The sequence below is a fragment of the Rubrobacter taiwanensis genome, assembly GCF_004337705.1.
Taxonomy (GTDB): Bacteria; Actinomycetota; Rubrobacteria; order Rubrobacterales; family Rubrobacteraceae; genus Rubrobacter_C; species Rubrobacter_C taiwanensis.
In genome coordinates this window covers 1-26,751 of sequence record NZ_SKBU01000018.1, presented here as the reverse complement: position 1 = coordinate 26,751, position 26,751 = coordinate 1, and the positions used below count along the sequence as shown (strand labels likewise).

At 68.2% G+C, this 26,751-nt stretch carries 32 protein-coding genes; 24 read left to right on the top strand and 8 right to left on the bottom strand.

Annotated elements, in window-relative coordinates:
* Genes E0L93_RS10655 through pdxA form a run of 4 tightly spaced genes read left to right on the top strand, consistent with a single transcriptional unit; the run spans position 1 to position 4,600 of the window.
* Positions 1-1,368: a GntP family permease gene (locus tag E0L93_RS10655; RefSeq protein ID WP_132691726.1), complete on the top strand. Its 1,368-nt coding sequence runs from the start codon at positions 1-3 to the stop codon at positions 1,366-1,368.
* A 9-nt stretch (positions 1,369-1,377) separates the two neighbouring features.
* Positions 1,378-2,394 carry a 2-keto-3-deoxygluconate permease gene (locus tag E0L93_RS10650; RefSeq protein WP_132691724.1) on the top strand — a complete coding sequence of 339 codons (1,017 nt, stop codon included), beginning with the start codon at positions 1,378-1,380 and terminating at the stop codon, positions 2,392-2,394.
* Positions 2,391-3,590 (top strand): four-carbon acid sugar kinase family protein, encoded by a 1,200-nt coding sequence (locus tag E0L93_RS10645; protein ID WP_132691723.1) that lies wholly within the window; start codon positions 2,391-2,393, stop codon positions 3,588-3,590. The genes E0L93_RS10650 and E0L93_RS10645 overlap by 4 nt, the downstream gene beginning before the upstream one ends.
* Before the next feature lie 2 nt (positions 3,591-3,592).
* Complete coding sequence (pdxA, locus tag E0L93_RS10640; protein ID WP_207890439.1) at positions 3,593-4,600, top strand: 4-hydroxythreonine-4-phosphate dehydrogenase PdxA; 1,008 nt, start codon at positions 3,593-3,595, stop codon at positions 4,598-4,600.
* A gap of 1 nt (position 4,601) precedes the next feature.
* Here pdxA and E0L93_RS10635 read toward each other — a convergent pair whose 3' ends face one another.
* The gene (locus E0L93_RS10635; protein ID WP_132691722.1) at positions 4,602-5,543 is read right to left on the bottom strand and encodes an AAA family ATPase; all 942 of its coding nucleotides are present in this window, start codon (positions 5,541-5,543) and stop codon (positions 4,602-4,604) included.
* A 144-nt stretch (positions 5,544-5,687) separates the two neighbouring features.
* Here E0L93_RS10635 and E0L93_RS10630 point away from each other — a divergent pair, with 144 nt between their 5' ends.
* The 4 genes from E0L93_RS10630 to E0L93_RS10615 are packed head-to-tail and all read left to right on the top strand — an operon-like array spanning position 5,688 to position 8,390.
* Positions 5,688-6,284 (top strand): TetR/AcrR family transcriptional regulator, encoded by a 597-nt coding sequence (locus tag E0L93_RS10630; protein WP_165874300.1) that lies wholly within the window; start codon positions 5,688-5,690, stop codon positions 6,282-6,284.
* Positions 6,285-6,286: 2 nt separating this feature from the next.
* The gene (locus E0L93_RS10625; RefSeq protein ID WP_132691720.1) at positions 6,287-7,135 is read left to right on the top strand and encodes an ABC transporter ATP-binding protein; all 849 of its coding nucleotides are present in this window, start codon (positions 6,287-6,289) and stop codon (positions 7,133-7,135) included.
* Complete coding sequence (locus E0L93_RS10620; RefSeq protein WP_132691719.1) at positions 7,135-7,875, top strand: ABC transporter permease; 741 nt, start codon at positions 7,135-7,137, stop codon at positions 7,873-7,875. The genes E0L93_RS10625 and E0L93_RS10620 overlap by 1 nt, the downstream gene beginning before the upstream one ends.
* Before the next feature lie 14 nt (positions 7,876-7,889).
* A complete protein-coding gene (locus E0L93_RS10615; protein ID WP_132691717.1) occupies positions 7,890-8,390 on the top strand; it encodes an OsmC family protein in 501 nt (166 codons plus the stop codon).
* Here the strand turns inward: E0L93_RS10615 and E0L93_RS10610 are convergent.
* Positions 8,387-9,802: a phytoene desaturase family protein gene (locus tag E0L93_RS10610; protein ID WP_132691715.1), complete on the bottom strand. Its 1,416-nt coding sequence runs from the start codon at positions 9,800-9,802 to the stop codon at positions 8,387-8,389. The genes E0L93_RS10615 and E0L93_RS10610 overlap by 4 nt on opposite strands.
* Entirely contained in the window at positions 9,799-10,641 is an 843-nt protein-coding gene (locus tag E0L93_RS10605; RefSeq protein WP_132691713.1) for a UbiA family prenyltransferase, read from the bottom strand. Before E0L93_RS10605 ends, E0L93_RS10610 begins: the two co-directional genes overlap by 4 nt.
* A 46-nt stretch (positions 10,642-10,687) precedes the next feature.
* On the opposite strand from E0L93_RS10605, the gene E0L93_RS10600 reads away from it, so the two are divergent.
* Together E0L93_RS10600 and E0L93_RS10595 are read left to right on the top strand one after the other, a co-directional pair.
* Entirely contained in the window at positions 10,688-11,461 is a 774-nt protein-coding gene (locus tag E0L93_RS10600; protein WP_165874299.1) for a carotenoid biosynthesis protein, read from the top strand.
* Entirely contained in the window at positions 11,458-12,624 is a 1,167-nt protein-coding gene (locus E0L93_RS10595; protein ID WP_132691832.1) for an FIST signal transduction protein, read from the top strand. The genes E0L93_RS10600 and E0L93_RS10595 overlap by 4 nt, the downstream gene beginning before the upstream one ends.
* Here the strand turns inward: E0L93_RS10595 and E0L93_RS10590 are convergent.
* Positions 12,621-14,222 carry an AarF/UbiB family protein gene (locus tag E0L93_RS10590; RefSeq protein ID WP_132691709.1) on the bottom strand — a complete coding sequence of 534 codons (1,602 nt, stop codon included), beginning with the start codon at positions 14,220-14,222 and terminating at the stop codon, positions 12,621-12,623. The two genes, E0L93_RS10595 and E0L93_RS10590, sit on opposite strands and share 4 nt — an antisense overlap.
* 107 nt (positions 14,223-14,329) lie before the next feature.
* Here E0L93_RS10590 and E0L93_RS10585 point away from each other — a divergent pair, with 107 nt between their 5' ends.
* On the top strand, positions 14,330-14,713 hold the full coding sequence (locus E0L93_RS10585) for a VOC family protein (protein WP_132691707.1): 384 nt from the start codon (positions 14,330-14,332) through the stop codon (positions 14,711-14,713).
* 48 nt (positions 14,714-14,761) lie between these two features.
* Here the strand turns inward: E0L93_RS10585 and E0L93_RS10580 are convergent, their stop codons facing one another.
* A complete protein-coding gene (locus tag E0L93_RS10580) occupies positions 14,762-15,229 on the bottom strand; it encodes an RDD family protein (protein ID WP_132691705.1) in 468 nt (155 codons plus the stop codon).
* A 145-nt stretch (positions 15,230-15,374) separates the two neighbouring features.
* Here E0L93_RS10580 and E0L93_RS10575 point away from each other — a divergent pair, with 145 nt between their 5' ends.
* Both E0L93_RS10575 and E0L93_RS10570 read left to right on the top strand, forming a co-directional pair.
* Positions 15,375-16,049: a prepilin-type N-terminal cleavage/methylation domain-containing protein gene (locus E0L93_RS10575; RefSeq protein ID WP_132691703.1), complete on the top strand. Its 675-nt coding sequence runs from the start codon at positions 15,375-15,377 to the stop codon at positions 16,047-16,049.
* Positions 16,046-16,687: a PulJ/GspJ family protein gene (locus E0L93_RS10570; RefSeq protein WP_132691701.1), complete on the top strand. Its 642-nt coding sequence runs from the start codon at positions 16,046-16,048 to the stop codon at positions 16,685-16,687. The genes E0L93_RS10575 and E0L93_RS10570 overlap by 4 nt, the downstream gene beginning before the upstream one ends.
* Before the next feature lie 7 nt (positions 16,688-16,694).
* Here E0L93_RS10570 and E0L93_RS10565 read toward each other — a convergent pair whose 3' ends face one another.
* Both E0L93_RS10565 and E0L93_RS10560 read right to left on the bottom strand, forming a co-directional pair.
* Positions 16,695-16,889 (bottom strand): hypothetical protein, encoded by a 195-nt coding sequence (locus tag E0L93_RS10565; RefSeq protein ID WP_132691699.1) that lies wholly within the window; start codon positions 16,887-16,889, stop codon positions 16,695-16,697.
* Between the two features lie 78 nt (positions 16,890-16,967).
* Positions 16,968-17,618: a response regulator transcription factor gene (locus tag E0L93_RS10560; protein WP_132691697.1), complete on the bottom strand. Its 651-nt coding sequence runs from the start codon at positions 17,616-17,618 to the stop codon at positions 16,968-16,970.
* A gap of 137 nt (positions 17,619-17,755) precedes the next feature.
* Here E0L93_RS10560 and E0L93_RS10555 point away from each other — a divergent pair, with 137 nt between their 5' ends.
* The 10 genes from E0L93_RS10555 to E0L93_RS10510 all read left to right on the top strand — a co-directional run bounded on the left by E0L93_RS10555 (position 17,756) and on the right by E0L93_RS10510 (position 24,918).
* Positions 17,756-18,136, top strand: coding sequence for a hypothetical protein (locus tag E0L93_RS10555; protein ID WP_132691695.1), 381 nt, complete (start codon positions 17,756-17,758; stop codon positions 18,134-18,136).
* Between the two features lie 28 nt (positions 18,137-18,164).
* Positions 18,165-18,632 carry a hypothetical protein gene (locus E0L93_RS10550; RefSeq protein WP_132691693.1) on the top strand — a complete coding sequence of 156 codons (468 nt, stop codon included), beginning with the start codon at positions 18,165-18,167 and terminating at the stop codon, positions 18,630-18,632.
* Positions 18,633-18,695: 63 nt separating this feature from the next.
* Positions 18,696-19,625: a DMT family transporter gene (locus E0L93_RS10545; protein ID WP_132691691.1), complete on the top strand. Its 930-nt coding sequence runs from the start codon at positions 18,696-18,698 to the stop codon at positions 19,623-19,625.
* Positions 19,626-19,655: 30 nt separating this feature from the next.
* Positions 19,656-20,738: a redox-regulated ATPase YchF gene (gene ychF, locus E0L93_RS10540; RefSeq protein WP_132691689.1), complete on the top strand. Its 1,083-nt coding sequence runs from the start codon at positions 19,656-19,658 to the stop codon at positions 20,736-20,738.
* Positions 20,731-21,132, top strand: a complete 402-nt coding sequence (locus E0L93_RS10535) for a glycine/sarcosine/betaine reductase selenoprotein B family protein (RefSeq protein WP_132691687.1) — start codon at positions 20,731-20,733, stop codon at positions 21,130-21,132. Before ychF ends, E0L93_RS10535 begins: the two co-directional genes overlap by 8 nt.
* 63 nt (positions 21,133-21,195) lie before the next feature.
* Complete coding sequence (locus E0L93_RS10530) at positions 21,196-21,384, top strand: hypothetical protein (protein WP_132691685.1); 189 nt, start codon at positions 21,196-21,198, stop codon at positions 21,382-21,384.
* A gap of 75 nt (positions 21,385-21,459) precedes the next feature.
* The gene (locus tag E0L93_RS10525) at positions 21,460-22,167 is read left to right on the top strand and encodes a DUF6391 domain-containing protein (protein WP_132691683.1); all 708 of its coding nucleotides are present in this window, start codon (positions 21,460-21,462) and stop codon (positions 22,165-22,167) included.
* A 24-nt stretch (positions 22,168-22,191) separates the two neighbouring features.
* On the top strand, positions 22,192-24,084 hold the full coding sequence (locus tag E0L93_RS10520; protein ID WP_132691681.1) for a DUF294 nucleotidyltransferase-like domain-containing protein: 1,893 nt from the start codon (positions 22,192-22,194) through the stop codon (positions 24,082-24,084).
* 37 nt (positions 24,085-24,121) lie between these two features.
* Positions 24,122-24,397 carry a hypothetical protein gene (locus tag E0L93_RS10515; RefSeq protein ID WP_132691679.1) on the top strand — a complete coding sequence of 92 codons (276 nt, stop codon included), beginning with the start codon at positions 24,122-24,124 and terminating at the stop codon, positions 24,395-24,397.
* Positions 24,394-24,918 (top strand): hypothetical protein, encoded by a 525-nt coding sequence (locus tag E0L93_RS10510; RefSeq protein ID WP_132691677.1) that lies wholly within the window; start codon positions 24,394-24,396, stop codon positions 24,916-24,918. Before E0L93_RS10515 ends, E0L93_RS10510 begins: the two co-directional genes overlap by 4 nt.
* Here the strand turns inward: E0L93_RS10510 and E0L93_RS10505 are convergent, their stop codons facing one another.
* Entirely contained in the window at positions 24,919-25,131 is a 213-nt protein-coding gene (locus E0L93_RS10505) for a hypothetical protein (RefSeq protein WP_132691675.1), read from the bottom strand.
* Positions 25,132-25,280: 149 nt separating this feature from the next.
* On the opposite strand from E0L93_RS10505, the gene E0L93_RS10500 reads away from it, so the two are divergent.
* Positions 25,281-26,681 (top strand): SLC5 family protein, encoded by a 1,401-nt coding sequence (locus E0L93_RS10500; protein WP_165874298.1) that lies wholly within the window; start codon positions 25,281-25,283, stop codon positions 26,679-26,681.
* Positions 26,682-26,751: the final 70 nt, after the last annotated feature.

Genomic DNA, 26,751 nt, shown 5'->3' with positions numbered 1-26,751 from the left:
TTGGATCCGGGAGTACAAGCCGCCTTAGGTCTTCTCATAGGTGTATTCGCGCTCGTCTTTCTGGTGGTGCGCACGAAGGTGCATGCCTTCCCGGCACTCCTGATCGCGGCGTCGCTCACCGGGCTCATCGGAGGGCTCGCGCCGGTGGAGGTTGCCACCGCCATAACCGAGGGGTTCGGCAACACGCTAGCGGTGATAGGACTCGTTATCGGGCTGGCCGTCATGCTGGGGCGCATTCTGGAGGTTTCGGGCGCTTCGGAGCGGCTGGCCTACAGCTTCCTGAGATGGCTGGGGCGCAGGAAGGAGGAGTGGGCGCTGGCGCTCACCGGTTATGTCGTCTCCATACCGGTCTTCGTGGACTCGGCATTCGTGATCCTGACGCCGCTGGCCAAGGCGTTCTCTACCAGGACCGGCAAGTCCGTGATCGCGCTCGGGGTGGCACTCGGGATCGGGCTTACGGCCACCCACCACGCCGTTCCGCCGACCCCCGGACCGCTGGGGGTGGCCGGGATCTACGGCGTGGACGTCGGGACGATGCTGCTCGCGGGGCTGGCATTCGGGATTCCCATAGCCATAACGGGCGTGCTCTACGCCCGGTGGCTCGGCCGCCGTATCTACCAACTCCCGGATGAGACCGGCGAGGGCTGGGTGCGTCCCGAGAGGCCACGGACCTTCCAGGAGTTCGTCGAGCAGGAGGAGGCCAAGGATCTGCCGCCGCTGGGCCGATCGCTCGCTCCCATCTTGGTCCCCATATTCCTGATCTTCGCCAACACGACCGTTGCTGCGCTGGAGTTGGAGGGGGGAGTCTTCGAGTACGCCCAGTTCTTCGGTAATCCGGTAATAGCCGTGGGGATAGGTCTTTTGATAGCTATCTACGGGCTGTTCGGGCACGTGCAGCGCTCCAACGCTCTGGATCGGATGGAGGAGGGGATACGCTCGGCAGGGATCATACTCGTTGTGACGGGAGCCGGCGGCGCTCTGGGGAACGTGTTGCGGGAGAGCGGCGCCGGAGACGAGCTGGGGCAGCTCGTCGCGGCTACGGCGCTGCCGGCGATCCTGCTGCCGTTCGTAATCTCCAGTCTGGTGCGGATAATTCAGGGCAGCGGCACGGTCGCCATGATAACCGGGGCCTCCATCTCGGCCCCCATCGTCTCCGGGCTGGATGTGAACCTGATTCTGGCGGCGCAGGCGGCCTGCCTCGGCTCCATAGTCTTCTCGTACTTTAATGACAGTATGTTCTGGGTAATTAATCGTTCGCTTGGTATCAGGGACGTGAAGGAGCAGATCCTCACCTGGTCCGTTCCGACCACCATCGTGTGGGCGGTCTCGCTAGTCGCACTGCTAATCGCGAATGCGATCTTCGGTTAGGAGGGACGGGTGAGGATACTCGCTACGGTAGAGCGTATCCCCGGTGGGCTGATGATCGTCCCGCTGCTTCTGGGGGCTTCGCTCAATACGTTCTTCCCCGAGGCCCTGGAGATCGGGGGCTTCACCACCGCGCTCTTTAAGGAGGGGGCCCTGGCGCTCATCGGGGCTTTCCTGTTCTGTATGGGGGCTCAGATCCCGGCGCGTGCTGCCGGGGTGCCGCTGGAGAAGGGAGCTGCGATCCTGCTCGGCAAGCTGGCGGCGGGGGTCGCCGTGGGGTTGGCGGTCGCCGCACTCATGCCGGACGGAACTCTGCTCGGGCTGGTCCCCGTCGCCATAATCGCTGCGATGACCAACTCCAACGGCGGACTCTTCGTAGCCCTCACCGAGGAGTTCGGCAACGAAACCGATACCGGTGCGGTCTCGGTGATCTCTATAAACGACGGTCCGTTCTTTACGCTGGTGGCGCTCGGTGTGGCAGGGCTGGCGGACATACCGCTGCTGGCCCTGGTGGCCGTGCTGGTGCCGATACTGGCAGGTTTCGTGCTGGGGAATCTGGATGAGGACATCCGTAACTTCCTGAAGCCCGGCCAGCGGCTGCTGATACCCTTCTTCGCCTTCCCGCTGGGAGCGAGCATAGACTTCGGGACCATCCTGACGGCCGGGCCGCCGGGTATTCTGCTGGGGGTGATGACGGTCGTGATCTCCGGCTTTGGCGCCATAGCCTTCCTCTACGGATGGTACCTGATCCGCCGCCGGCCGCGCCGGCAGCGGAACGTTGTCTCCGGGGCGGCCGAGGCCTCCACCGCGGGCAACGCCGTGGCGACTCCGGCCGCCGTTGCGCTGGCGGACCCGGCCTACGAGGCCGTAGCCGAGGTTGCAACGGCGCAGGTTGCGGCTTCCACGGTCACGACGGCGATCCTGACGCCTGTCTTTGTCATCTTGATCTATCGTTGGCAGATGAGCCGGGGTGTAGATCCCCGCAAGGAGTTCGAGGAGCTAATCCCGGGAGGGAGCGGTCGGCCTTGAGGTTCGGGATGGTCGCCGACGACCTGACCGGCGCCGCCGATTCAGGTGTGCAGCTCGCCCGGGCCGGCTACCGCACCGCCGTCGTCTTCAGGGGAGAGAGCCCGCCCGGTGATCTGGACGCAGCGGTGGTGGACACCGACTCGCGCGCTCTGCCTCCGGAGGCGGCCCGCGAGCGGGTCCTTGAAGCCGGAGCGGTGCTGCGGGAGGCCGGGATCGCGTACAAGAAGCTGGACTCGACCCTGCGCGGCCCGGTGGCGGCCGAGTTGGCGGCGGCTCTTGCGGCCGGCGGGCGGGAGCGGGCGATCGTCGCTCCGGCCTTCCCCGCTGGCGGGCGCACCACCCGCGGCGGGGTGCAGCTTCTGCGTGGCGTGCCGGTGCACGAGACCGACCTCGCCCGCGACCCACGCACGCCCGTGCGCGAGAGCCGCATCCCGGCGCTGCTCGCCGCGGGCGGTCTGGAGCGGATCTCCCTCCTAAAGACCCCGGAGCTCGCGGACCCGGCCGCCGTGCGGCGCGCCCTCTCACAGGCAGTCTGGGTGGTGGCCGACGCGGAGGCACAGGAGCATCTGGAGGCGCTGGTGCGGGTCGTCCCCGAGCCGGAGGAGGTGTTGTGGGCCGGGTCCGCGGGGCTGGCGCTGGCGCTCGGCGCGGTGTACCCGGGGCCGGGCGCCGGGTACACAGGGGTTCCGCGGGTTCGCAACGCCCTGGTGGTCGTCGGCAGCCTCAGCGACGTGTCGCGGGAACAGCTTCGACGCCTGCTGGAGGCGCCGGACGTGGAGCCGGTGCCACTGGACTCACGGCGGGCCTCCGGGAGCGGGCAAGCTGCTGCGGTGGAGGCCGCTCGTCGACGGGCGCGGGGAGCGCTGGCGGCCGGGAAGAGCGCCGCTCTCTACTCGACCGATGACAGTGGAGACCCGGCGGTCATCTCCGGAGCCCTCGCCGAGGTCGTATCCGGTCTCTCGGACGAGGAGGTTTTCGAAGGGCTGGTGCTGACCGGCGGGGACACGGCGGTGCAGGTCGTTCGGCGGCTCGGGGGCCGGGGTATACTTCTAGCGGACGAGATCGAGGCCGGAGTACCGGCCGGGACGGTTATCGGGCCGCGGGCCCGGCCGGTCGTTACGAAGGCCGGGGCCTTCGGAGGGCCGGACACGCTGCGCCGGGCCCTGCGGATTCTCACCGGAGCGAGGAAGGAGTAGCCTTGTCTCACCCGCTCGTGGCCGTAACCATGGGGGATCCGGCCGGCATCGGGCCGGAGATCATAGCCAGGGTCTTCGCCGACCCCGCCGTGCACCGGGAGAACCGGGCCGTGGTCGTCGGAGATGCCCGCATTCTGGAGCGGGCCGCGGAGGTCGTGGGCACGGACCTGCGCATCAACGCCGTCTCCGGTCCGGAAGAAGCCGCCTTCGAGCCGGGGAGCGTGGATGTGATCTCCCCTACCCGCCTGCCGCGCGACCTGCCGTTCGGCGAGCTGGACGCGCGCGCCGGGGCTGCGGCCTTTGAGTACCTGCGGCTCGCGACGGAGCTGGCGCTGGAGGGCCGGGTGCGGGCCATCGCGACCGCTCCGCTGAACAAGGAGGCTCTGCACCTGGCCGGACACAGATACCCGGGTCATACCGAGATCCTGGCCGAACTCACCTCGACACGCGACTACGCCATGATGCTGGTGGCGGATAACCTGCGGGTGATCCATGCCAGCACCCACGTCTCGCTGCGCGAGGCTATCGAGCGGGTGCGGGAAGAACGGGAGCTGGCCGTGATCCGGCTCGCGCACGAGGCGCTCTTGCGGCTGGGCTTCAACCGGCCCCGGGTCGCCGTAGCCGGCCTCAATCCGCACGCGGGCGAGAGCGGCCTCTTCGGAAGCGAGGACGCCGAGCACATCGCTCCGGCCGTGGACCGGGCGCGCCAAGAGGGGATAGAGGCCAGCGGTCCCTGGCCGCCCGACACGGTCTTCATGCGCGCAGCGCGGGGCGAGTTCGATATCGTGGTTGCTCAGTACCACGACCAGGGACACATCCCCGTCAAGCTCTCCGGATTCGATGCCGGCGTGAATGTAACGGTCGGACTGCCGTTCTTTCGCACCAGCGTGGATCACGGCACCGCCTTCGATATCGCCGGGACCGGTAAAGCCAGCCCGTCCAGCCTCCGCGCCGCTCTGAACCTGGCGCGGAGCCTCGCCTTCTCGGAGCTGAGGAGCGAGGAGGGCTAGCTCAGAGATCCGCGGCCAGAATGCGCCGCCACAGCCGCTCGATGATCAACGCAGCCGCCCGTTCCGGATCCCGGGAGTCTATGACCGGAAAACCGTGCTTCTGGGCGTCCTCGGCTATGAAGTCGTGGATCTCGCGGATGGCCGGGAAGTGCTTCAGATACTCCGCCGCCGACTTCCTGAGCGACTTCTCATACGAGCGGGACTGAAAGCGCTCCCGGTGCTCCTCTTCGTCCGGAACGTTGACGACCGCCATCATCACGTTCGGAGCCTCCCGGAAGGTGTCCTCCAGCAGGCTCGGAACCACATGCACGCCCTCTATGACGATGCGGACGTCTTCGGCCCGCGCCCGCCGCAGCAGACCGTTGATCCCGGTCGCCACGGGCCGGGCATGCTCCAGAAAGCCCATCCGCTGCACCTCCGGGCCGTCCCCGGCGAACTTGGCGAGCGTCTGCCAGGCGGTGTAGCTGGACTCGTGCAGCGCCGGCGCGATGCCGGGCGAGATGGCCGAACGCAGCGCCTCCCTCAGAGAGTCCGTGCCCACCACGTGTTCTATCCCCAGCCGGTGCGCCACCTTCACCGCCACGGTCGTCTTCCCACTCCCCGTGGTCCCCCCGATGAGCACGACCAGCGCACCGCCCTGCTCCTCCAGATAACGGAACCGGTCCGGATAACGCGCCTCTTCAGGCTCCAGATCTTCCAGACGCTCCAGGATCATCCGGCGCAGCCTGGAGTGGGGGATGCGCTTGATCCCCCGCTCCTGTAGCTCCGACTTGATGCTCAAAACCAGCTCCAGAGCCCGCTCCGGCGGCAGCCCCAGCCGCATCAGACTCTGCGTCATGATCCCCCGGCTGAAGAATTGCAGCTCGCGCGGCGTGTCCTCCGAACCCAGATCCTCCTCAACCAGTATGTCCGGTAGGTCCGGACGGTTGGCGGGAAACTCCATCTCTCGCTCCCGTGCTCTCTAGCTCCCCCGGTGCCAAATGTTACCCGTTTTGTCCCCCAACCCCAAAACCTCTACTTGATTAATCGTTCAATCAGTGGCAGACTGTTGGTTGGATAGTCGATCGGGCGTGTATGCGGAGGGTTAGTGGGGCGGAGGGAGCGGATTCTGGATGCGGCGTTTGAGGAGTTTGCGACGAAGGGGTTTCGGGGGGCCACGATAAAGAGCATTGCGCGGGCTGCGGGGCTGCGGTCTCCGGCCCTGATCTACTGGTACTTCCCGGACAAGGAGGCGCTCTTCAGGGAGGTTCTGGGGGCGAGGATACCGGTGTTGCGCGCGGTCCGGGATCCGGCGCGGCTGCTCGACCGCCCGCCGGAGGAGGTGCTGCCGCTCATAGCCAAGAGGTATCTCTCCACCTTCGACAACCCGGCGGCCCAGAGGATGGCGCGGCTGCTGGTGGGAGAGGCCATGCGGCGGCCCGAGATCGCGGAGGTCTTCGGCAACGCCGTCATAAAGCGGATCCTCGGCTTCCTCAAGAGCTACATGGCCCACCAGGTCGAGCTCGGCAGGCTCCGCCCGCACGATGTCAGGTCCAGCGCGCGGGCCTTTATCGGGATGCTGCTCCCGCAGGTCGGCGGCAAGGTCTTCTTCCCCGCGATAAGGGAAGACGGCCTCACCGACGAAGAGCACGTAGAGAACGCGGTACGGATGCTCCTGGAAGGGCTGAGGCCGGAAGGGAAGTGAAGATGGACGCCATAGAGGTAGAGGGGCTCGAGAAGCGGTACGGCAAGAAGGTCCAGGCGCTCGGGGGCGTGGACCTCTCGGTGGGCAGGGGCGAGGTCTTCGGGCTCGTCGGGCCGAACGGTGCCGGGAAGACCACCCTCATAAAGGCGCTCGTGGGAGCGCTGCGTCCCAGCGGGGGCCGGGCGCGGGTGCTCGGGCTCGACCCGCTGAAGGACAGGCCGGAGCTGAGGCGCCGGATCGGGTACATGCCCCAGTCCCCCGTGCTCTACGACGATCTCCCGGCCCTGGAGAACGTCGAGTTCTTCGGGGCGGCCCACGGCGTCCGGGGCCTGCGGGAGCGGGCGCGGGAGGCGCTGCGGTTCGTCGAGCTGGAAGAGAGGGCGAATGATCCCGTCCACACCCTCTCCGGCGGCATGAAGAACCGGGTCTCGCTCGCGTGCGCGCTCGTCCACCGGCCGGAGATGCTCTTCCTGGACGAGCCGACGGCCGGGGTGGACCCGCGGCTGAGGAGCCGCTTCTGGGCCGCCTTCCGGGAGCTCGCGCGGGGAGGCGCCACGCTGTTCATCACCACGCACCTCATGGACGAAGCGATTCTGTGCGATAGGGTGGCGGTCCTCCGGCAGGGGCGCGTCGTCGTCTGCGACGAGCCGCGCGAGATCCTGCAGCGCGGCAGGACCCGCCTCCTCGTCCGGGAAGACGAGAGAGAAGAGGAGCGCATCATCGGCGGGCGGGCCGAGGACCTGGCGGAGGCGCTGCACGCCTACGGGCTGCGCGAGAGCGTCTCCGCCGTGAGTGTCGAGGCCGACTCGCTGGAGCAGGTCGTGCTCTCCATCATCGGGGAGGAGGCGTAATGAGAAGGACCTTCGTCGTCGGGAGGCGGGTGCTGGGGCAGCTCCGGCGCAACCCGCGGTTCCTGGTGCTCACCATAGTCGGGCCGCTGGTCATCGTGTACTTCCTCAAGCTCTTCTTCGACACCTTCCCGGAGGGCTTCGACACCGGGCGCTACGCCGTCCCGGCGGCGGCCTTCATCGTCCACTTCCTGGCGTTCCTGTTGTGCGCCATAGCGCTCGTGCAGGAGCGGACGGCGGGCACCATGGAGCGGATGTTCATAAACGGCTTCCGGCGGGCCGAGGTCATCGGCGGGTACGTGCTCGGGTTTCTGGGGCTGGCGACGCTTCAGGCCGCCGTCGCGCTGGGAGAGGTGCTGTGGCTCTTCGAGCTGGACTACGACGCCGACGTTCTCGCCACGCTCTTTGCGGTCGTGTGGCTGCTCGCCATAGCGAGCGTCATGCTCGGCATCTTCGTTTCGACCTTCGCCCGCAAGGAGGGGCAGGTCTTCCCGTTTGTGCCCCTGATCATACTCCCCTCCGTCTTCCTCTCCGGCTTTTTGGTGGATGTGGGCGAGCTGCCAGATTGGGCCGGATGGCTCGGGCACGCCTTCCCGGTGCTCTACGCCAACAACGTCATCCAGGAGATGATAGAGCCGGGCGGGACGCTGGCTGACGTGTGGGTCAACTTCGCGGTGCTGGCGGGTTACGGTCTCGTCCTGCTGCTCCTCGCCTCCCGCACGCTCCCCGAGGTGGAAAAATGAGTGAGGAGGTTTGAATGGGTGATCTCAGATCGATCCAGAAACCGCTGAAGGAGAGGTACCGCCGCGACCCCGGCGCCTCCCGGATAACCCTGACGGCGCGGGGCAGTCAGGCGGACACGTCCATGGCCTGCTCGGTAGACATCGGGCGCGCCGTCTATGAGGCGCAGGCGCACAGTGGGGTGGGCGGAGCCGGGACCGCCGCCTGCTCGGGAGACCTCCTGCTCGGAGCGCTGGCCGCCTGCGCTCAGGTCACCTGCCAGATGGTTGCCGAGGCCATGAGCGTACCGGTCAGACGGATAGAGGTGACGGTGGAGGGGGATCTGGACCTGCGCGGAACGCTGGGCGTCTCGAGGGACGTACCGGTCGGGTTTGAGGAGATCCGGACCCGGTTCGAGATAGACGCCCCGGAGGCTGCACCCGAACAGCTGGCGGCGTTGCGGGAGAAGACCGAGCAGTACTGCGTGGTGTTACGGACGCTGCGGGAGCCTCCGAACCTGCACACGGAGTGGGGCTAACCCGCCCTTTCGAGCAGCAGCTCGGTAGAGACCAGGACCCCGCCCAGCACCGCCGGAAGGCCCCCGCCCGGATGCACCGAGGCCCCGGCCCTCCAGAGCCAGGGCCGTCGGCGGTCGGTGTACCGCGGGCGGTGCAGAGGGCCGCTCCTCCACACCGGCCGCGCCGGGCCGTACAGAGCCCCGCCTGGGCTGCCCCACGCGCCAAAGTACCGGGGGTCGAGGATCGCGTACTCCCTGAACAGCTCCGCCAGCGGCCCGGAGAGTCCCAGGAGGCGGCTCACGCGCTCGACCTCGCGCCGCACGAAACCGCGCTCCAGTCCGTACTCCCGGCCGTTCGCCGGGGCGGTGAGAAGCAGCGCCAGCACGGGCTTCTCGTTCTGCGGGTACACCTCGCCGGGCCGGTAGTAGTTGACGAACGCCATCGCCTGGTGCGGCTCGGTGCGGGCCTCGAGGTTGCGGTACAGCTCGTCCGGATTTTCGGGGAGGATTACGGTGTGCGGGGGGAGGTTCTCCGGGAGCCCTTCGCGCAGCGCGGCGTATATGGCCACTCCCGAACAAGACATTTTGCGGCGGGGAATCTTCTTCCCCGGTTCCAGCAGCCGCGCGAGCCGATCTTCGTCCACCGCGCTCACCACCGCGTCCGCCGGATATACGTCCCCGGCCGCCCGCACCTCTCCCTCGGAGAGGTGCTCTGCCGGGGCGTTCGTGAAGATCTCGACCCCGCCCGCGCGGCAGAGGCGCTCCAGTGCCCGCACGAGTTCGTACACGCCGCCGTGCGGGACCCAGATGCCCTCCCGTGCCATCACCGCCGGGAGGCTGGCGAAGAGGGCCGGGGTGCGCGCCGGGCTTACACCGGCATTCAGGGTGTGTATGGCCAGGATCTCACGCAGCCCGCCGGGGAGCCAGCCCAGACCGTTCAGATAGCTCCGGGTGGTCAGGCGTGGTCCGTAGATGCCGAGCAGCCTCTTCAGGGCCGGAAGCGTCCGGCGGTCCAGCGGGTGCAGCGTGAGCAGGTGCAGGATCTCCGGCCCCAGTGGACCGTGCAGCTCCTCGAAGCGCCGCCACGCTGGGTGCCAGGGATGACCCTCCGGCACCGGCAGCGGGACCGCGCCGCCGCGGTGGTAGTAGGTCCCGAGTCCCGGCAGCCGCCGCAGCTTTAGAGCCGCCACCTCCGCCGCCGGGGGATTGCCTCCTCCGAGAGCGTCCCAGCGCCGCAGGAACTCCTTCCAGACGCCCGGCAGCGTTAGGAACGAGGGACCGGTATCGATTATCTGTCCGTCGAGCTCGATGCGGCGGCTCTTGCCGCCGAGCCGCTCTGTGGCCTCCAGCAGGGTTACCCGGTGTCCGGCGCGGGAGAGGAGGGCCGCTGCGGCGAGTCCTCCGATCCCGCCGCCCACCACCACTATCTTCACGGGTACAGCCCCAGCGAGAGGGCGGCCACGAGCTGCACCCCGGCAACGGTCCCGGCGATGTAGGGGAAGGCTATGGAGAGGGGGTAGAGCCGGTGCGCATTCACCGGGGTCGGGCGCCGGTGTAGAGCGTAGAGGAGGGCGGCGGCATAGCCGCCGCTCACCAGCGCCACCGGGAGGTTCACCAGCGCGAAGAGGAGGGCGGAGAGCGCCCACCACGCCCCGCTCCAGAGCACCACGCCGCGCGGCCCGAGCTGCGTGGCCGTGGTGCGTATGCCCGCCGCCCGGTCCTCCCGGATGTCCTGCACGGCGTCGAAGGTATGCTTGGCCGCGCTCCAGGCCATAAGCCCGAGCGCCGCCGGCCACACCGGCGAATCTCCCAGCGCCAGCGGCACGAAGATGAGCGGTAAGGCATAGGCGGCGTTGCTCAGTGAGTCCAGGTACGGGCGGGACTTGAAGCGGAGCGGCGGGGCCGAGTACTGCACGAAGAGCGCAGTGTAGAGCAGCGCCCAGAGGAGGGATGCGGGCGGCAGTGCCAGCGCAAAGTAGGCGAGGAAGGGCAAGTTCAGGGCGGCGATCCCGGTCCATATCTTCGGGATCTCCGCCCCGGTGATGCGCGCGCCCTCGAAGGAGCCCTTGCGCGGGTTCTTCTCGTCGGTCTTTCGGTCGAAGATGTCGTTTGCGCCGTAGATCAGGAGGTTGAACGGCAGGGTCAGCCAGAGCAGGACGGGCAGCGCCGCCCACGTCCAGAGGTGGCCCGAGAGCCACATCCCGATGACGCCCGTGCCGAGGGCGTTAATCCAGAGCACGGGCCGGGAGATATGGAAGAGCCGGGCGGTCACGCCTCAAATATACCAGCCCGCCGGTGTTGGGCTACCATGTAGAGATATGCGCGGAGTTCTGCCCCGGCACCTGCTCGTGCTGTGCCCGGCCTTCTTCCTGGCGGGCGTTCTGGCCGTCCGCTTCCCGGAGACCCCCGGTTCTGGCACCGCTTCGGTGATCTCCGTCGCCGTGATCGCGGCCCCGGCTATTGCGGCTCTCTTTCTGCGCCTCGGCGTTCGCCGGGCGGTGATCTCGCTGGCCGGGCTCTCGCTCTTCGCGTTCGCCGTGGAGATCACGGGCGTGCTCACCGGCTTCCCCTACGGGGAGTTCTCCTACGGGGCCGGGCTCGGGCCGAAGCTGGCGGGTCTGGTGCCGTACGCGCTGCCGGTCGCCTACGTCCCGCTCGTTATCGGGGCCGTGGCCGCTGCGGAGCCGCGCGCCTCCGACACCCCCGGCCGCAGGGCCGGCTGGGTGTTCTCGGCGGCGCTGCTACTCGTCGCCCTCGACGGCGTGCTGGACCCCGGGGCGGTCCGGCTGGGGCTCTGGGTGTGGCCGGAGGGTGGCGCGTACTACGGCGTGCCGGTGGAGAACTATCTGGGGTGGGCGCTCTCCGGGACTCTGGCCGCGGCGCTGCTCCTGGCGCTAGGAGGCTGGTGGCGGGGCACGGTCCCGCGTCCCATGCTGCTGGACAGCGCCCTCATCTCGCTCGCCTTCTGGGCGGCCGTCACGGCAGCCGCCGGGCTCCCCTTTCCGGCGCTGCTCGGAGGGGTGCTCTTCATCCTCTTTCTGCGGCGGCGTGCGGTGCTCTCCCGGCGGTGGAGAAAGCGGTGGTGGAGATGAGGTGGGCGTCGGCGGTCTCGCGCTGGATCACGGCCGAGATCGCGATCCGGGAGTGCGCCGAGCAGATAAGGGAGGAGCTGGGGCCGGGCTCTCCGGATCTGCTCTTCGTCTTCATCTCCCCGCGCTTCGCCGACGCCTTCCCCCGGGTCTGCGAGGAGCTCTCGGAGCACCTGTCGCCGCGGGTGCTCGCCGGCTGCTCGGCCGCGGGTGTGGTCGGGGGCGGGGAGGAGATCGAGCACCGTCCCGCCGTCTCGCTCGTCGCGGCCCGGCTGCCCGGGGTGGAAGTACTCCCCTTCCGCCTGAACCCGAGCACGCTCCCCGACCTCGACGGACCGCCCGGAAGCTGGCATGAGGCGCTCGGGGTGCCGGCCGGCGAGCGGCACTTCGTACTGCTGGCGGACCCGTTCACCTTCCGGCCGGAGCTGCTGGCCGGGCTGGACTACGCCTACCCCGGCCCGGCGAAGATCGGCGGTCTGGCCAGCGGCTCCTCCGCCCGCGGCGGCAATGCTCTCTTTCTGGGGGACCGGGTCTTCTTCGACGGCACGGTGGGCGTGGCGCTCTCGGGCGATGTGGAGGTGGAGGCGGTAGCCTCCCAGGGCTGCCGCCCGGTAGGACCCCTCATGCGGGTGACGCGCTCGGAGGGCAACATCATCTACGAGCTGGACGGGACGGAGGCGCTGGAGGCGCTGCGGAAGGTGCTGCGGTCCCTGGACGGGAGGGACCGGGAGCTCGCCCGGACCGCGCTGTACGCCGGCATTCCGGGAGACGAGTTTCTGGAGCGTCCGGGACGGGGAGATTTCCTGATCCGGGATCTCATCGGTGCGGACCCAAATTCGGGGGCGATAGCCGTCTCCGAGCGGGTCTCTGAGGGAGCCCGCCTCCGGCTCCACCTGCGGGACGCCGCCTCTGCCGCTGCCGACCTGCGGGAGGCGCTCGGCGGTCTCGGCGGCTTCTCCGGAGCTCTCTTGTTCTCCTGCGTGGCCCGGGGGCGCGGGCTGTACGGACGGCCGGGCTTCGAGACCGGCGTGCTCCGGGAGCTGGTCGGAGATGTTCCGGCGGGCGGCTGCTTCAGCGGCGGGGAGATCGGTCCCGCCGCCGGCGGCACCCGCCTGCACGCCTACTCCGCCGTTTTCGGGCTCTTCCGTCCGGCCTCCGGCCCCTAGAGCCGCCTCGACCGTACGATTCCGGCCAGCAGCAAGAGCCCGAAGAGGGCCGCGAGCACGAACCCGAGAAGGCCGAAGATGTTGATGCCCAGAACCCTGATATCTGCCTCGCCGAAGATCCCGATGAGTGACGACCCGACGATCAGCGCCGCTATCAGGAGCGCGAAGACCAGTCGGTTGGCGAGGATGTCTACCCGCGAGATCAGCTCCTCCAGCCCCTGATGGCGGAACCGGACCTGGATCTCCCCGTCGCGCAGCTCGTTGAGAACGGTGTGAATCTGGCGCGGGTAGTCGGTATAGGTGTCGAACTGGGCCAGCCGCCGGGCCGTGCGCGCCAGCAGGTACTGCGGATCGCGGTAGCGCGAGATGAGCTCTTCGGCCGCTCCGGCCGCGGCTTCCACACCGGAGAAACGGGGTTCGTGCTCCCGGACGAATTCCTCGACCTTCACCAGGTAGTCGAGCATCAGGGCCAGATCCGGCGGCAGCCGCACGCCGCCGCGCCGGGCAGACTCCAGAGCACGGGAGGCTATACGCTCCAGCGGATGCTCCCGCCACAGCGGTCCTCCGAAAAACCCCAGCGTCTCGCGCATCTCGCGGTTGAAGAGGTAGGCGTCCCGGGGCACGTGGCAGCCGGTGAGCGGCAGCACGGGCGTTATGCCGGCGGCGTCTCCCCGCCGCACCGCGGCCAGGACTTCCGCGAGGCCGCGCATCCTCTCCGGGTCTATGGCGAGGGTCTCGGTCGGATCGGCGAGCCACAGCTCCCCCGCGGCGAGCACGAACCTCTCCGGCGCGGGGTCCGCTAAGAAGATGCCCTCCAACAGAGCCAGACGTATGAGGATTCGCCCCAGTCTCCCGGCCGCCTCCCGGTTCAGCGGCTCGGGGCGGGCGTCCGGGGCCTCAAGCGTTATGGCCCGGGCGGTGGTGTAGCGCCGGTAGAAGGCAGGAACGCGCAGCGACACGCCTTCCAGCTCCGCCAGCCGGATCGCGGTGCGCCCGGCGAGGTGCATATCCCGGCGGTGGTTGACGTGCGAGATGAACTCCTGCACCAGCTCGACCGGGTTGACCGGGAGCCGGTCGCCCTGCTGCCGGCGGACCAGCTCCGCCACCGGGCGCATGGCCAGCAGGTCGCCGCGGATGCCCGGACGGGCCGCCACGACCAGCGCCGGCCGGCCGCCGGGCAGCACTGCCCGGTGTGCCTGGGTCAGGGAACCCGCCCGGATCGGGACCTCCTCAAACGCCACGAAGAGTCGCTCCAGCCGGTTGCCGAGCTCGCGCTCCAGATGGTGGCGGACGCGGCTGAAAGGCTCGGGCTTCACCACGGTCTCCGAGCGCTTCAGCTCGCGGGCGACGTCCGGAGGAACTATATCCCCCCGGGCGCCCAGGAACCTCCCGAACTCCGCGAAGATCGGTCCCAGCTCCTCCAGAGCCAGCCTCATCCTCAGACCCAGGCGGCCCGGGTCCTGCCGGCGGCGGAAGGGCGGGAGCAGGCGCCGGCCGAAGATGTATCCGAAGCCGTAGCGCGCCCCGACCTGGGCGATCCTGGTCGCCCGCCGGGCCTGAACGCCCGCGATTCCCCTTATGCTGCGGCCGGGTTCCATGTCCCGGAAAGGATACTTCAAAAGACGGTGCCCAGCTATTCGCAGGTGCGGAACCTGCGGACCGCTTATACTGTCCGGTGGAGGAGAACGAGAGGAGGCCGGAGTTTATGCAGTACCTGCACACCTGCTACCGGGTCTACGACCTGGACCGCAGCATAGACTTCTACGTCAACAAGCTGGGCCTTGAGCTCGTGCGCAAGAGCCCGATCGGGGACGAGGCCGTCAACGCCTTCCTCGCCGTGCCCGGCGAGCCCGAGCCGCGGCTGGAGCTGACCCTGAACTACGACCGGGAGCGCCCCTACGAGCTCGGCGAGGGCTACAGCCACGTCGCCTTCGCCGTGGAGGACCTCGACGCGCTGGCCGAGCGGCTGGAGCGGGCCGGCGGCGTGGACTTCGAGAGCAAGCCGCACGAGATGGGCAGCAGCGGCACCCGGCTCTTCTTCGTCCGCGACCCCGACGGCTACCGCATAGAGTTCCTGGAGCGCAGGTAAAAAGAGCGGGGGCTCCGCGCAGCCCCCCCGCCCTGGACTTTGGCGCTGCTAGGCCCGGACTACCAGCGTGCGGGCTACCTTGTCCCCGAGTCGCTGGTGTTGGTCGTTGGTTATGGCCACTATAAACCCGACCAGGTAGGCCATAAAGCCGTCCACTACGCGCAGCACGTTGCGCAGGACGGCGGCCTGCATGCCCGGAACCTGGCCGGTGTCCGCGTCCACGACCTTGATCCCGCAGATCCTCTTCCCGATGGTTTGTCCGGACCTGCCCTCCAGGACGATGTAGTAGCCGAAGGCGATCACGAACGAGAGCAGGAAGACGAGCAGGTTCACCAGCACCAGCAACGCGTCGCTGCCGATGATCGCGGCCGGAATCCCCAGCACGAACGAGATCACGAAGATCGCGACCGTGATTATCCCGGCGTCTATGATGGTCGCCACCACTCTCTGGCCCAACACATTCGTGTCCCGGGCTGCGGTGCTCGTGGGCGGCACCGCGAACGGCTGATTGGTCATGGCGCTTCCTTTCCGGAGGTTTCCTCTCCATCTAAATCTATTCAGTCAGAGAGGACGAGTACATAGAGCAGGAGACCCGGATCCGCCCGGGACATTCGTCCCGGTGCAGTTAAAGTTGCGCACTTCGCGGACCGATGTTCTATGCATGGGATGCCGGGTCTCTCGGACTGGCGCACGCCTCCGGCGGGGTGAGGGCGGTTTCACCCTGCCGGAGCTGCTGGCCGTGATCGCCATCATGGGGGTCCTGATCGCCATCGCCGTGCTCTGGTGGCTGAGCCTGCTGGAGGCCCGCCGGGTGGAGGCCGCCGCCCGGCAGCTGGAGGCGGACCTGCGGCTGGCCCATGCCCGGGCGACCAACCAGCTCGTCGAGTGGCGCGTCGTGCTGGTGCCGGAGCGCGCGGGCGAAGAGGAAGGGCCGGACTACTACCTGGTGAAGCTGGACCGCACCTACTCCGCCGGGGGAGACGCGGTAACCGCCGGCAACGTGACCGAGAGCATCCCCCGCTACTTCCCGGCCAACGTGAAGGTGCGGGATCACGACCCGCTCAACAACGACGACCAGAACCAGGGCTGGTGGGTCTCGCCGGCCCCAGAGGACATTCCGGAGACCGGCGGCGCGCCCACCCGCACCCTCGGCTTCAAGCCCTACGGGGCCATGACCTTCTACATGTCGCCGAGCGCCTCCATCTGCGTGACGGTCAGGGGCAGTCCGCATCCAGAACGCCGCATGACGGTGTCTTCCGCCACCTCGCGCGTCTCGATGAAAGACGGCGACTGTGGCGAGACCCGTGGAGGAGATATAGCCGGAGGTGCCGGGTGAAAGAGCGTCTTCTGAAGAGCGAGACGGGATTCACCCTGGCCGAGCTGCTGGTAACGATCCTGCTCATGACGGCGTCCATGTTCGCCCTCTACGCCGTCTTCGATATGAGCCTGCGGGTGTTCAAGGTCGGCAACGACAAGGTCGAGACCGTCCAGAATGCGCGCGTGGGGCTGGAGTGGATGAGGCGCGAGATCCGGGCCGCTTACCCGGTGGATAAAGCCGGCGGAGACGGGCGGGTCTTGCTGGCTCAGTCGAACTCGGAGCTGATCGTCTTCGGGAACGATCTGAACGGGGACCGGAGGGTCGAGTGTCCGGACCCGGCCGTGGTTCCCGGCTCCCGGTGCGAGCTCATAGGCTACGGGCTCTACAGGCCGGCCGGCAACAGCACCGACGCGCTCGGCCGGTACAGCCGGTACCGGAGCTTCTTTACGGAGGCCGGGCTCGCGCGCAGCCGGCCCGCCTATCCCGATGCAGTCGCCGAGTCCATAGGCTCCCTCACCTTCGAGTACCTGAGCGAGAATGGCGCACCCGTAGACCCCGCATCGGCGCGCATGGTTCGCATAACGCTGGAGGTCGTGGCGGACGAAGGGAGCCAGAGGCTTACCACCACCGTAGCGCTGAGGAACCGGGAGGGGTAGGCGGCGCCTACTGCTCCTCCTCGTAGAGATCCGGCATCGGGGCTTCGGGGTCGAAGGTGTAGGGCTCGATCTGAAGGGAGCCGCATCTAGGGCACTGGAGCCGGTCCTTGCTATCCTCCTCCGGGTCCACGACGTTTATGCGGGCCTGCCGCTCGGAGAAAACGATGCCGCACACTCTGCATACGAGGCGGGGCTCGCTCATATATCAGTCTCCTCTCTGCTCGCTCCGGAATCCAAAGCTTACTACCTCGCCCGGTGGGCTGTAAAATGCGCCGCTTCGCTACCTCTTATTGGGATCGTCCAGACTGTTCAGGTCCACCAGCCCCTCCCGGATGGCGTAGAGCACCGCCTGGGTGCGGTCGTAGAGGTGCAGCTTCCTGTACAGGTTGGAGGCGTGATTACGCACGGTCTTCTCCGAGATGCCCAGAGCGTGAGCGATCTGCTTGTTGCTCTTGCCCTGGGCGAGGGCCGTGATCACCTGCATCTCCCGCTCGGTCAGGCGGGGGGTGAGACCCGCATTCCGGTTGCCGATGTGCTCGAAGGCCGCGAGCATCTTGCGCGCTATGTCCGGGGCCATGATCGTGTCTCCGGCATGCACGGTGCGTATGGCGCGCGCCAGGTCTTCCGGCGTGCAGTCCTTGAGCAGATACCCGGACGCCCCGGCCCGGATGCCCCGGAAGACGTGCGCGTCGTCGGCGTGCACGGTGAGGATGAGGATCTTGGTGGAGGGGACGAGCTCTTTTATCCTGCGGGTCGCGCTGACGCCGTCCATGACCGGCATGGAGATGTCCATCAGCACCACATCGGGGGTGAGTTCCTGGCACAGGGCGACGGCCTCCTCCCCGTTGTGCGCTTCCCCGACCACCTCCATGTCCGGCTGCACGGCGACGAGACGCCCCAATCCGCTCGTGAACAGGTGCTGGTCGTCCACTATCGCTACCCGGATGCTCTCGTTCGGGTTCCCTGCTTCGGTCGCTTCCGTCGTCTATCCCCCGCGTCGCCTCTTATACCGCAGAGGTATTTTACCCGCTGGCGGGGTGTGCCGCCTCTGCTGTATCCTCCGCTTCCATGAGCCGATCTTCCGAGAGACCGCGCTCCGGGACGCTGCTCCTGAGCCACCTGCTGCGCGCCCTGCTCTTCGGGGCTGCTGCGGGCTGGGGCGCGGGCACGCTCGCGGGGTACGTGGCGGGCTGGCCCCTCTACGCGGCCTGCTTCCTGCTGGCCGGGACCGGCGGCTGGGTGCTCACCCGGCCCATGGCGGGACACACCGTTCTGGCGGCGCTGGTACTCTGGGCTGTGGCCGGCGGCGTGTATCTCACGCTGCGGCCTGTGGCGCCCGCCGGCCTGCTGGGGGCGGGAGAGGTGCTGGGCGGGTACCTCTCGCTCCTCGGGGTTCTGGCGGCCTTCGGGCTGGGTGCGTTCGCCGGGCGGGCCGTGGCCCGCCCGTAAGGTAACCGGTGGCTGTAGAATGGGAACGGTGAACCGTCTGACACAGAACGAGACCGTCCGGGTCGGGCTCAACTGGGGAGCCATTGGCGGGGTAGCCGGGTTCGTCTCCGGGTTGCTCGGCGCGTTCTCCGCCATCCTGATAGCCGGGTTCATCGGCTACTACTGCGGCAAGCGGGCCGCGGGCACCGCCCGGGGGGAGAGTCCGGGCCGGGGAGCCTCCGCCGGACTGGTCGCCGGCTGCATCGCAACCCCGGTCTACGTGATGGGGGCCGCGGTCGGATCTACCGTGGCCGTGCGGGGCCTGGGCATGGAGGAGGTCGCGCGCACCATAGAAGAGTGGATGGGTGCCCCGATTACCCCGGATGAAGCCTGGCTGTTCTTCCTGCTGAGCCTGCTCGTTGCGGCGGTGGTCCAGGCAGCGGTTCTCGTTCTCTTCTCCACGCTGGGCGGGGCGCTGGCCCTGAGGCGCCGGGAGCGGGAGGGGATGAAGCAGTAGCCCGGTCCGGGCGCGGCAAGAACCGGGTGGTTGTCGCTGCCGGGCGGGTGTATCGTTCTGCGCATGAGGCTTAAGGACTTCGTTTTGCTGCTGGCCCTGGCGGCCCTCTGGGGGGCTTCGTTCATGTTCATCAAGGTCGCGGTGGCCGAGGTGACGCCCGTCTTTCTGGTCGCCGCGCGTACCTTCCTCGGCGTTTGCGCCGTCCTGGCGCTGCTGCCGCTGCTGAGCCGCCTCTTCCCGGGCCAGCCGGGATTCAGCGCGAAGCGCATGTACTCGCTCTGGAAGCCGCTGCTCCTGCTGGGGGTGGTGAACTCCGCGCTGCCGTTCTTCGCCATCTCGTGGGGGGAGCTCTGGATCTCAAGCTCGGCCGCCGCCATCCTGAACTCCACCACGCCGCTCTTCGCCGCGACGCTGGTACTGCTCCTGCCCGGCCTGCCGGAGGACCGGCTGGGCGTCGCCGGGTTCGCGGGGCTGCTGATCGGGGTGGCGGGCGTGGCCGTGCTCGTCGGGGGCGGCGGGGGCGGAGCCGGAGGGGTGTGGGCCCTGCTGGGGCATCTGGCCGTTCTGCTGGGTGCGGCGGCTTACGCCACCGGCGGCCTCTACGCCCGCGCCCGCCTGGAGGGCGTGCCGCCGCTGATCCCCGCCGTGGGGCAGAACCTGGCCGGGTTCCTGGTCGTGCTGCCGTTCGCGCTGCTCTTTGGGCTGCCGGACGGCCGGCCCGGGGCTGTGGCGGTTGCGGCTCTGCTGGGGCTCGGGATCGGGAGCACCGGCATAGCCTACATAATCTATTTCCGCCTGATCGCGAACGTCGGGGCGACGAAGACCCTCATGGTCACGTATCTGGTGCCGGCGATGGGCCTTCTCTACGGAGCGCTCCTGCTGGGGGAGGAGGTTACGGTCCCCAAGCTTGCGGGGCTGGCCCTGATCCTGCTCGGCGTCGCGGGGGTGACCGGCCGGATACCGCTTCCCAAGCGCTTCCGGTTGCTACAATAGCCGGGTGATCGCAGCTACTCTAAACGCGGTATGCGGGTAGGGATAGTCGGGCTGCCGAACGTGGGCAAGTCCACGGTCTTCAACAGCCTCACCCGGGGCGGGGCCGAGGCGCACAACTACCCGTTCACCACGATAGACCCCAACCCGGGTGTGGCCGCCGTGCCGGACGGGCGGCTGAAAGCGCTGGCGGAGACCATCGGGAGCCGGAGGGTCGTGCCGGCGACGGTGGACTTCGTGGATATCGCCGGGCTCGTGAAGGGCGCGAGCGAAGGTGAGGGACTGGGCAACCGGTTTCTGGCGCACATCCGGGAGTGCGATGCCATCGCGCACGTGGTGCGCTGCTTCGAGGACGAGAACGTGGTGCACGTGGCCGGCCGGGTTGACCCGGTGGAGGATATCGAGACCGTGAACGCCGAGCTGGTGCTGGCGGACCTGGACACGGTGGAGCGCCGCATCGAGCGCGTCTCCCGCGCCGCCAAGAGCGGCGAGAGGAAGCCGGTCGCCGAGGCCGAGGCGCTCGCCGGGCTGCGGGAGCACCTCGCCGCCGGCAGGCCCGCGCGCACCTACCCGGCGTCCGGGCCGCTGGAGGAGGCTCTCGGCACGCTAATAACCGCCAAACCCGTGCTCTACGTGGCGAACGTGGACGAGGATTCCATAGCCGGGGGCAACGCCCACAGCGCCGCGGTGGAGCGGCTGGCCGCGCAGGAGGGAGCGGGAGTGGTGCGGATCTCGGCCCGGCTGGAGGCCGAGCTGGCCGAGCTGCCCGGGGAGGAGGCCCGGGAGTATCTTGCAGCCGTGGGGGTGGAGTCTACCGGATTCGAGGAGTTCATCCGGGCGGCGTACCGGCTGCTGGGGCTCATCACGTTCTTCACCGCCAACGAGAACGAGTGCCGGGCCTGGCCCATCGCCCGGGGCTCGACCGCCCGGCGGGCGGCCGGCAGGGTGCACTCCGACATGGAGCGCGGCTTTATCGCGGCCGAGGTGGGCCACTGGAAGGACGTGGTTGAGGCCGGCTCCTGGGCGCGGGCGAGGGAGGCGGCGAAGATACGGCTTGAGGGCCGCGACTACGTCGTGGAGGACGGCGACGTGCTGCTCATCCGCTTCAATGTCTGAGCTGCCGTTCGCTCCCCTGCGGCGCCCGCTCTCCGGTTGCAAGGTGGCGCTCGTCACCACCGGCGGGGTGCACCTGCCGGATCAGCCCCGCTTCGACATAGACGACCCTCTCGGGGACTGCTCGTACCGCGAGATCCCGAACGACGCCGGCGAGCTGACCTGGACCCACGCCTACCACGCCCCGGAGCGTGGCGAGGATCTGGACGGCGTCTTCCCCCTGTGGACCTTCCGGGGGCTGGAGCGCAAGGGCGTGGTGGGACGGCTCAACCGGCGGCACTTCAGCTTCATGGGTGCCATACACGATCCCGTCCCGCTGGCCGAGGAGACCGCACCCGAGGTGGCGGGGAAGCTCGCGGACGACGGTGTGCACCTCGCCTTCCTCACCCCCTCGTGACCGCTCTGTCACCGGTCCGTGGGACTGGTAGCGAGAGCGGTGGAGGCGCGGGGGATACCGACCGTGACCGTAGCCATGGAGGATGGGGTGGGGGCCCCGCGGGTCGCCCGCGTTCCGTTCCCTTACAACCACCCGATGGGACGGCCCGGGGACCGGACGCAGCACCGGGAGGTCGCGCTCGCGGCGCTGGAGCTGGCCGAGGATCTGAGCGCGCCGGGAGAGGTCGCGCTGCCCTTTTCGTGGCGAGGGTGAATCTCCTCTCGGTATGTGGTGTCCCGGCGGGTATAATCTCCCTGCGGCGGCAAACTTCGGAGGCTAGGTGAGGCGATGACGCTGTTCGTTGTTTTTGTGTTCCTCGCGGTCATGTTCGTGGCCTTCCTGCTGATCCTGCCGGTGCTCTACTCGCTGAGGGCAGTGGGGAGCCTCTTCGTCTACCCGAAGCAGCTCAGGAGCATGTTCGGAAACAGGATCCTGCGCCGCAACCACGCCCTGGAGCACGCCACCATAGCCGTGATGATGGAGCGCGAGCCGCACCGGCGGTTCAACGGCTTCTCCACCGACGACGGGTTCTTCGTGCAGGGCGTTCGCTCGATGGAGGAGGTCGAGAGCGCTGCGCGCGAGGCGCTCAGGCGGCTCCGGGCCGGGGAGAGGAAGCTCGCCATCCACCGCAACTGCGGGACCACGATCGTGGCCGCCAACCTGCTGGCTGCGCTCTTCTTCCTGGCGTTCATCGGGGGTGGGCTGTACCTGGGCCTCACCTCCGGGTGGGACCTGTACCTGCTGATCCTGGCCAGCATCGCAGCTTCGTTCCTGCTGCGCGTCCCGGCGAGCCTCTTCCTGCAGCGCTTCGTGACCACGGACCAGGATCTCAGCAACGCCGAGGTGGGGTGGGTCGAGCCGGCCCGGCCGCAGGAGCTCGGGGGCGGCGGGCTTGTGGGCGTGCTGCTCGCTGCTTCTACCGTGCAGGTACGCGTCTTCCACACCGACCCGGACGCGGTCGAGGTCATACCCGACGACAGCACGGTTCTGCGCTGATCTCCCCCCGGCCGTAAAGACCGCGTGGGCTCTTCCGCCATAGCAGAGCGCGTCGCGGGGCTGCTCGACCGTACTCCGCCCTTCGACCGCCTGCCGCCCGGGGAACGCCGCTCGCTGCTGGGCGAGGTCGTGATCAGGTACTTCGAGCCCGGAGAGGTCATACTGCAGCCGGGGCAGACCGCCCACGACTACCTGTACCTCGTGGAGTCTGGCGTCGTGCGCCTGACGGATTCGGAGACCCGTAGGCTGGTGGACGAGTGCGGCGAGGGGGACGTTTTCGGCTCCTATGGTCTGGTCCGGGGCGGTCCTCTGCCCTACGAGGCCCGGGTCGTTGAGCCGGCCGTCTGCTGCCTGCTGGGTGCGGAGCGTTTCCGCCGGCTGTATGAGGATCACGACGCCTTCGCTGCCTTCTTCGACAGCGATCTCAGCGCCTACATCCGCGCCAGCCGGGTGCCGCTGGACGCCTCCGGGGCGCGGCTGCTCTTCGGAACCCGGCTGGGAGAGGTGGTGCGCCGGGACCCCGTGATCTGCTCTCCGGGGACGCCGGTGCGGGAAGCGGCCCGCGCCATGCGGGAGAGGGGGGCGGACGCGGCGGTGGTCGTGCGGGATGGCCGGGTGGCCGGCGTTCTCTCCGACGCGGATCTGCGCAACAGGGTCGTGGCCGAGGCGGCCCCGGCCGGAACACCCGTGGAGCTGGTTATGAACCGGGACGTGGTGCGCCTGCGGGAGGACGCTCCGGTCTTCGAGGCGCTCATGGCCATCATGCAGCGCCGGGCGGAGCACGTGGTCGTCACGGACGGCGGGGGATCGGCCCTGATCGGGGTCGTCTCCGATCAGGACATCACGCGGGCCCAAGGGCACAGCCCGGCGTTCATGGTCGAGCGCATAGAGCGGGCGGGTTCGGCCTCCGAGCTGCAGGGCATGCACGCGGAGAAGGCCGCGCTGCTCATCCGGCTCTACCGGCAGGGCGTGCAGCCGGATGATCTCATAACCATCAACACCGAGATCAACGACCGCCTCATGTTGCGGGTGCTGGCGCTGGTCGAGGAGGAGGCGGGGACGCCTCCGCTGCCGTGGGCTTGGCTCTCGCTCGGAAGCGAAGGGCGGCGGGAGATGAGCCTGCTGACCGACCAGGATAACGCCCTCATCTACGCCGACCCGGCCTCGCCCGGGGAGGCGGAGGCCGCGGAGAGCTGGTTCCGGTCGTTCGCCGAAAGGGCGAACGCTGCGCTGGCGGAGGCCGGATTCGCGCTCTGCGCGGGAGAAGTGATGGCCCGCAACCCCAGGTGGCGCAGAACGCTCTCCGGCTGGAAGGAGACCTTCCGGCGGTGGGTGCTGCAGTCCGAGGCGCAGGAACTGATGGAGGCCGGAATCTTCTTCGATCTGCGCGGGCTCTACGGGGAAGGAGCGCTGGTCGAGGAGCTGAAGGCCGGGATCGCAGCCGCTCTGGAGCGGGAGCGCCTCTTCCTGCCGTTCATGGTGCGCAACGCCCTCTCGCACCGGCCGCCGCTCTCCTTCTTCCGGCGCTTCGTGCTGGACCGCAGCGGCCGGTACCGCCACACCTTCGACGTCAAGGCGCAGGGATTGCGGCCGGTGGTGGACCTCGCGCGGGCGTTCGCCATGCAGGTGCTCTATCTGGACTCCGCCAACACCGCCGACCGGCTCCGGCACGTGGCCCGAACGCTGCCGGAGATGCGCCAGACCGCCGAGAACGCTCTGGACGCCTACAACTACCTCTCGGAGCTGCGCTTCGTGCACCACCTGGAGGCCATAGAGCGCGGAGAGGAGCCGAACAACCGCATAGATCCCGACCGGCTCACCAGGACGCAGCAGAGCATGCTCAAGGTGGTCTTCCAGACCGTGCAGGACGTGCAGAGCACCGCCGCCCACCGCTACGGCCTGAGCCTCGGCCTGTAGCGGTAGGATATATTTATGGGGAGGGGGCGGAAGGAGCGTGGTAGGTGTGGCCGGCCCGGAGGAGCTGCGCCGGCAGCTGGAGCTCGTGGAGGGAGAGATCGAGGCGCTGCTGCAGGAGAGGTACCGGATAGAGGATATGCGCCGCGAGGTCCGCGGGCGGTCCCGGTGGTATGCGGCGTTGGTGGCGCACCTCATGCTGCGGGATCTGGAGTGGCGGATGCACGGGCTTGTGGTTCGGCGCAGCGTGCTCCGTAACTGCTACGCCCGGGCGGTGTCCGGCGAGTCGGACCGGTCGGCACGGGGAAGAAATTGAGGGAAGGATCGCTGCGGCTGAGCGGGCCGGCGTGCTCTCTGGGCGGGCTGCTTTGGAGCTCGGGCGCGGTTCTCAACTTCACCGGGGCGGCTCCGGGGAGTGCGGCCGCCCTGCTCATCGGCGCCGTAGTTCTGCTGCTGGCCGGGATGTTCGGCTTCCACGCGCTCTACGCCGGGGGCATGGGCGGGGTGGGCGAGGCCGGGTTCGTCCAAGGGTTCATCGGGCTCGGGATGCTGGGAGGGGGGCTGGTTGCGGAGGCGTTCGGGCTCGAAGCCGGGCGGGCAGCATCCTCCTTCGGATTCCTCATCCTGGCCTTCGGACTCGTCCTGATCGGCTACTCCACCTTCTACAACGAGACCCTGCCGCGCTGGAACTTCTACCCGTTCGTCGTGGCCGTCTTCATTCCGCTGGATCTGCTCTTCGGGGGGATGTACCGGGGTGTGGATCTGGGGCTCTCAGTGCTCTTCGGACTCTCCTGGGCGGGACTGGGGTACCTGCTGTGGACGAAGGAGCGCGGTTAGCTACAGCCTGCGCCCGAGCCGCGAGAGCACTAGAAACTCCACCGGAGCGCTCAGAAGCGCGATGATGAGGATCCACAGGAGCGCGGTGGAAGGCGGCACACCTCCGATCAGCAACACGAAGAACACCACCACCAAGAAGGCCAGCGTGCCGGCGGCCGTCAGGATCATCATCCGCCGGTCGTCGAGGATGATGCGCTCGTCGTCTCCAGCCATGGGCGGCTCCTCGCTCCGGTTCCTCCGGAGGTGTTCTTACCCGCATCGAATATCCCGCTAACCGCCGGGCTTAAATCTCCGGGAGAGCGGGAAAGAGAAGATGTGTGATGCCGGTGGAGTACCGGCCCGGACGGAGAGGGGTGGGAAGCATGCCGGATTTCGATCTTGGCGGCATAGACATAGCGATAATCCTCGTATACATAGTCGCCACGCGGATAATCGGGTTTATCGTCGGGCGGGGCAAGAAGGACTCTGACGACTACTTTCTCGGCGGGCGCAACTTCATCTGGCCGCTGATCGGCCTCTCGCTCCTCGCCACCAACCAGTCCGGGGCCTCTTTCATAGGGCTTGCGGGCTCCGGGTACAACAACGGCATCGCCGTCTACAACTTCGAGTGGCTGGCGGCCGTGGCCCTGATCTTCTTCGTTATCTTCGTCCTTCCCTTCTATCTGAGGAGCCGGGTCTACACGATGCCGGAGTTTCTGGACCGCCGGTACGGCCACAACTCGCGGCTCGCCTTCTCGGGGTTCCTGATCTTCACGAACGTCTTCGTGGACCTCTCCGTCGCCCTGTACGGGGGCGGGATCGTGCTCCAGACGCTCTACCCGGAGGTCCCGCTGTGGGTGAGCATCGTCGTGATCGCGGCGCTCGCCGGCATGTATACCATCTTCGGCGGTTTGCAGGCGGTCGTGATCACGGACACCATCCAGGGGATAGTGCTCTTGATCGGGGGCACCATAGTGGCGGTCATGACCTTCATGGCGATCCCCTCCTGGAGCGCGGTAGAGGAGGCCGCACCCCCGGAGGCTTTCAGCCTGATCCGGCCCCTGGGCGACGAGCTGACGCCCTGGCCGGGCATCTTCACCGGTGCCGTCATCCTCGGCTTCTACTTCTGGTGCACCAACCAGGTGATAGTGCAGCGCACGCTGGGGGCCCGCAACCTGGACCACGGCCGGTGGGGGGCGCTCTTTGCGATCCTGCTCAAGCTGCCCATACTCTTCATCATGGTGCTGCCCGGGACGATGGCTCTCGTGCTCTACCCCGATCTGGACAACCCGGACCTCGTCTTCCCCTCGCTGGCGTTCGATCTGCTGCCGATAGGCTTGAGAGGCGTGATTCTGGCCGCCCTCTTGGCCGCAATCATGTCCACCGTGGACTCCATCCTGAACGCCCTCTCGACCCTGGTGACGATGGACTTCGTCCGGAGCTTCCGGCCGCAGACTACCGAGCGGTCGCTCGTATACATCGGGCGCATCTCGACGGCGGCGTTCATGATCTTCGCCATGATCTGGGCCCCGCAGATAGCGAACTTCCCCACCCTCGTGCAGTATTTGCAGTCCGTGCTCGGCTACATCTCGCCCCCGGTCGTCGCCGTCTTCTTCGTGGGCCTCTTCTGGCGGAGGATCAACGCCGCCGGAGCCTTCACCACGCTCGCGGTGATGGTGCCGCTCGGTATAGCGGCGTTCTTCCCGGTCGAGGTCTTCGGACTCGCCGGCGTCCACTTCCTGTATGTGGCGTTCGGCTCCTTCGTCTTAATACTACAGTTGTAATTCATGCCAGCAGCACGCCTCTGCGCTTGTAATGGCAACGCCTGGCTACGGCCTGATGCTGACGACGCCA

Excerpts from the sequence above, each read along its gene's own strand:
- E0L93_RS10635 (WP_132691722.1), bottom strand. The coding sequence starts at position 5,543 with ATGGAGTTTCCCGCCAACCGTCCGGACCTACCGGACATACTGGTTGAG.
- E0L93_RS10625 (WP_132691720.1), top strand. The coding sequence starts at position 6,287 with ATGGACGCCATAGAGGTAGAGGGGCTCGAGAAGCGGTACGGCAAGAAG.
- E0L93_RS10620 (WP_132691719.1), top strand. The coding sequence starts at position 7,135 with ATGAGAAGGACCTTCGTCGTCGGGAGGCGGGTGCTGGGGCAGCTCCGG.
- E0L93_RS10615 (WP_132691717.1), top strand. The coding sequence starts at position 7,890 with ATGGGTGATCTCAGATCGATCCAGAAACCGCTGAAGGAGAGGTACCGC.
- E0L93_RS10600 (WP_165874299.1), top strand. The coding sequence starts at position 10,688 with ATGCGCGGAGTTCTGCCCCGGCACCTGCTCGTGCTGTGCCCGGCCTTC.
- E0L93_RS10595 (WP_132691832.1), top strand. The coding sequence starts at position 11,458 with ATGAGGTGGGCGTCGGCGGTCTCGCGCTGGATCACGGCCGAGATCGCG.
- E0L93_RS10590 (WP_132691709.1), bottom strand. The coding sequence starts at position 14,222 with ATGGAACCCGGCCGCAGCATAAGGGGAATCGCGGGCGTTCAGGCCCGG.
- E0L93_RS10585 (WP_132691707.1), top strand. The coding sequence starts at position 14,330 with ATGCAGTACCTGCACACCTGCTACCGGGTCTACGACCTGGACCGCAGC.
- E0L93_RS10580 (WP_132691705.1), bottom strand. The coding sequence starts at position 15,229 with ATGACCAATCAGCCGTTCGCGGTGCCGCCCACGAGCACCGCAGCCCGG.
- E0L93_RS10575 (WP_132691703.1), top strand. The coding sequence starts at position 15,375 with ATGGGATGCCGGGTCTCTCGGACTGGCGCACGCCTCCGGCGGGGTGAG.
- E0L93_RS10565 (WP_132691699.1), bottom strand. The coding sequence starts at position 16,889 with ATGAGCGAGCCCCGCCTCGTATGCAGAGTGTGCGGCATCGTTTTCTCC.
- E0L93_RS10555 (WP_132691695.1), top strand. The coding sequence starts at position 17,756 with ATGAGCCGATCTTCCGAGAGACCGCGCTCCGGGACGCTGCTCCTGAGC.
- E0L93_RS10545 (WP_132691691.1), top strand. The coding sequence starts at position 18,696 with ATGAGGCTTAAGGACTTCGTTTTGCTGCTGGCCCTGGCGGCCCTCTGG.
- ychF (WP_132691689.1), top strand. The coding sequence starts at position 19,656 with ATGCGGGTAGGGATAGTCGGGCTGCCGAACGTGGGCAAGTCCACGGTC.
- E0L93_RS10535 (WP_132691687.1), top strand. The coding sequence starts at position 20,731 with ATGTCTGAGCTGCCGTTCGCTCCCCTGCGGCGCCCGCTCTCCGGTTGC.
- E0L93_RS10525 (WP_132691683.1), top strand. The coding sequence starts at position 21,460 with ATGACGCTGTTCGTTGTTTTTGTGTTCCTCGCGGTCATGTTCGTGGCC.
- E0L93_RS10505 (WP_132691675.1), bottom strand. The coding sequence starts at position 25,131 with ATGGCTGGAGACGACGAGCGCATCATCCTCGACGACCGGCGGATGATG.
- E0L93_RS10500 (WP_165874298.1), top strand. The coding sequence starts at position 25,281 with ATGCCGGATTTCGATCTTGGCGGCATAGACATAGCGATAATCCTCGTA.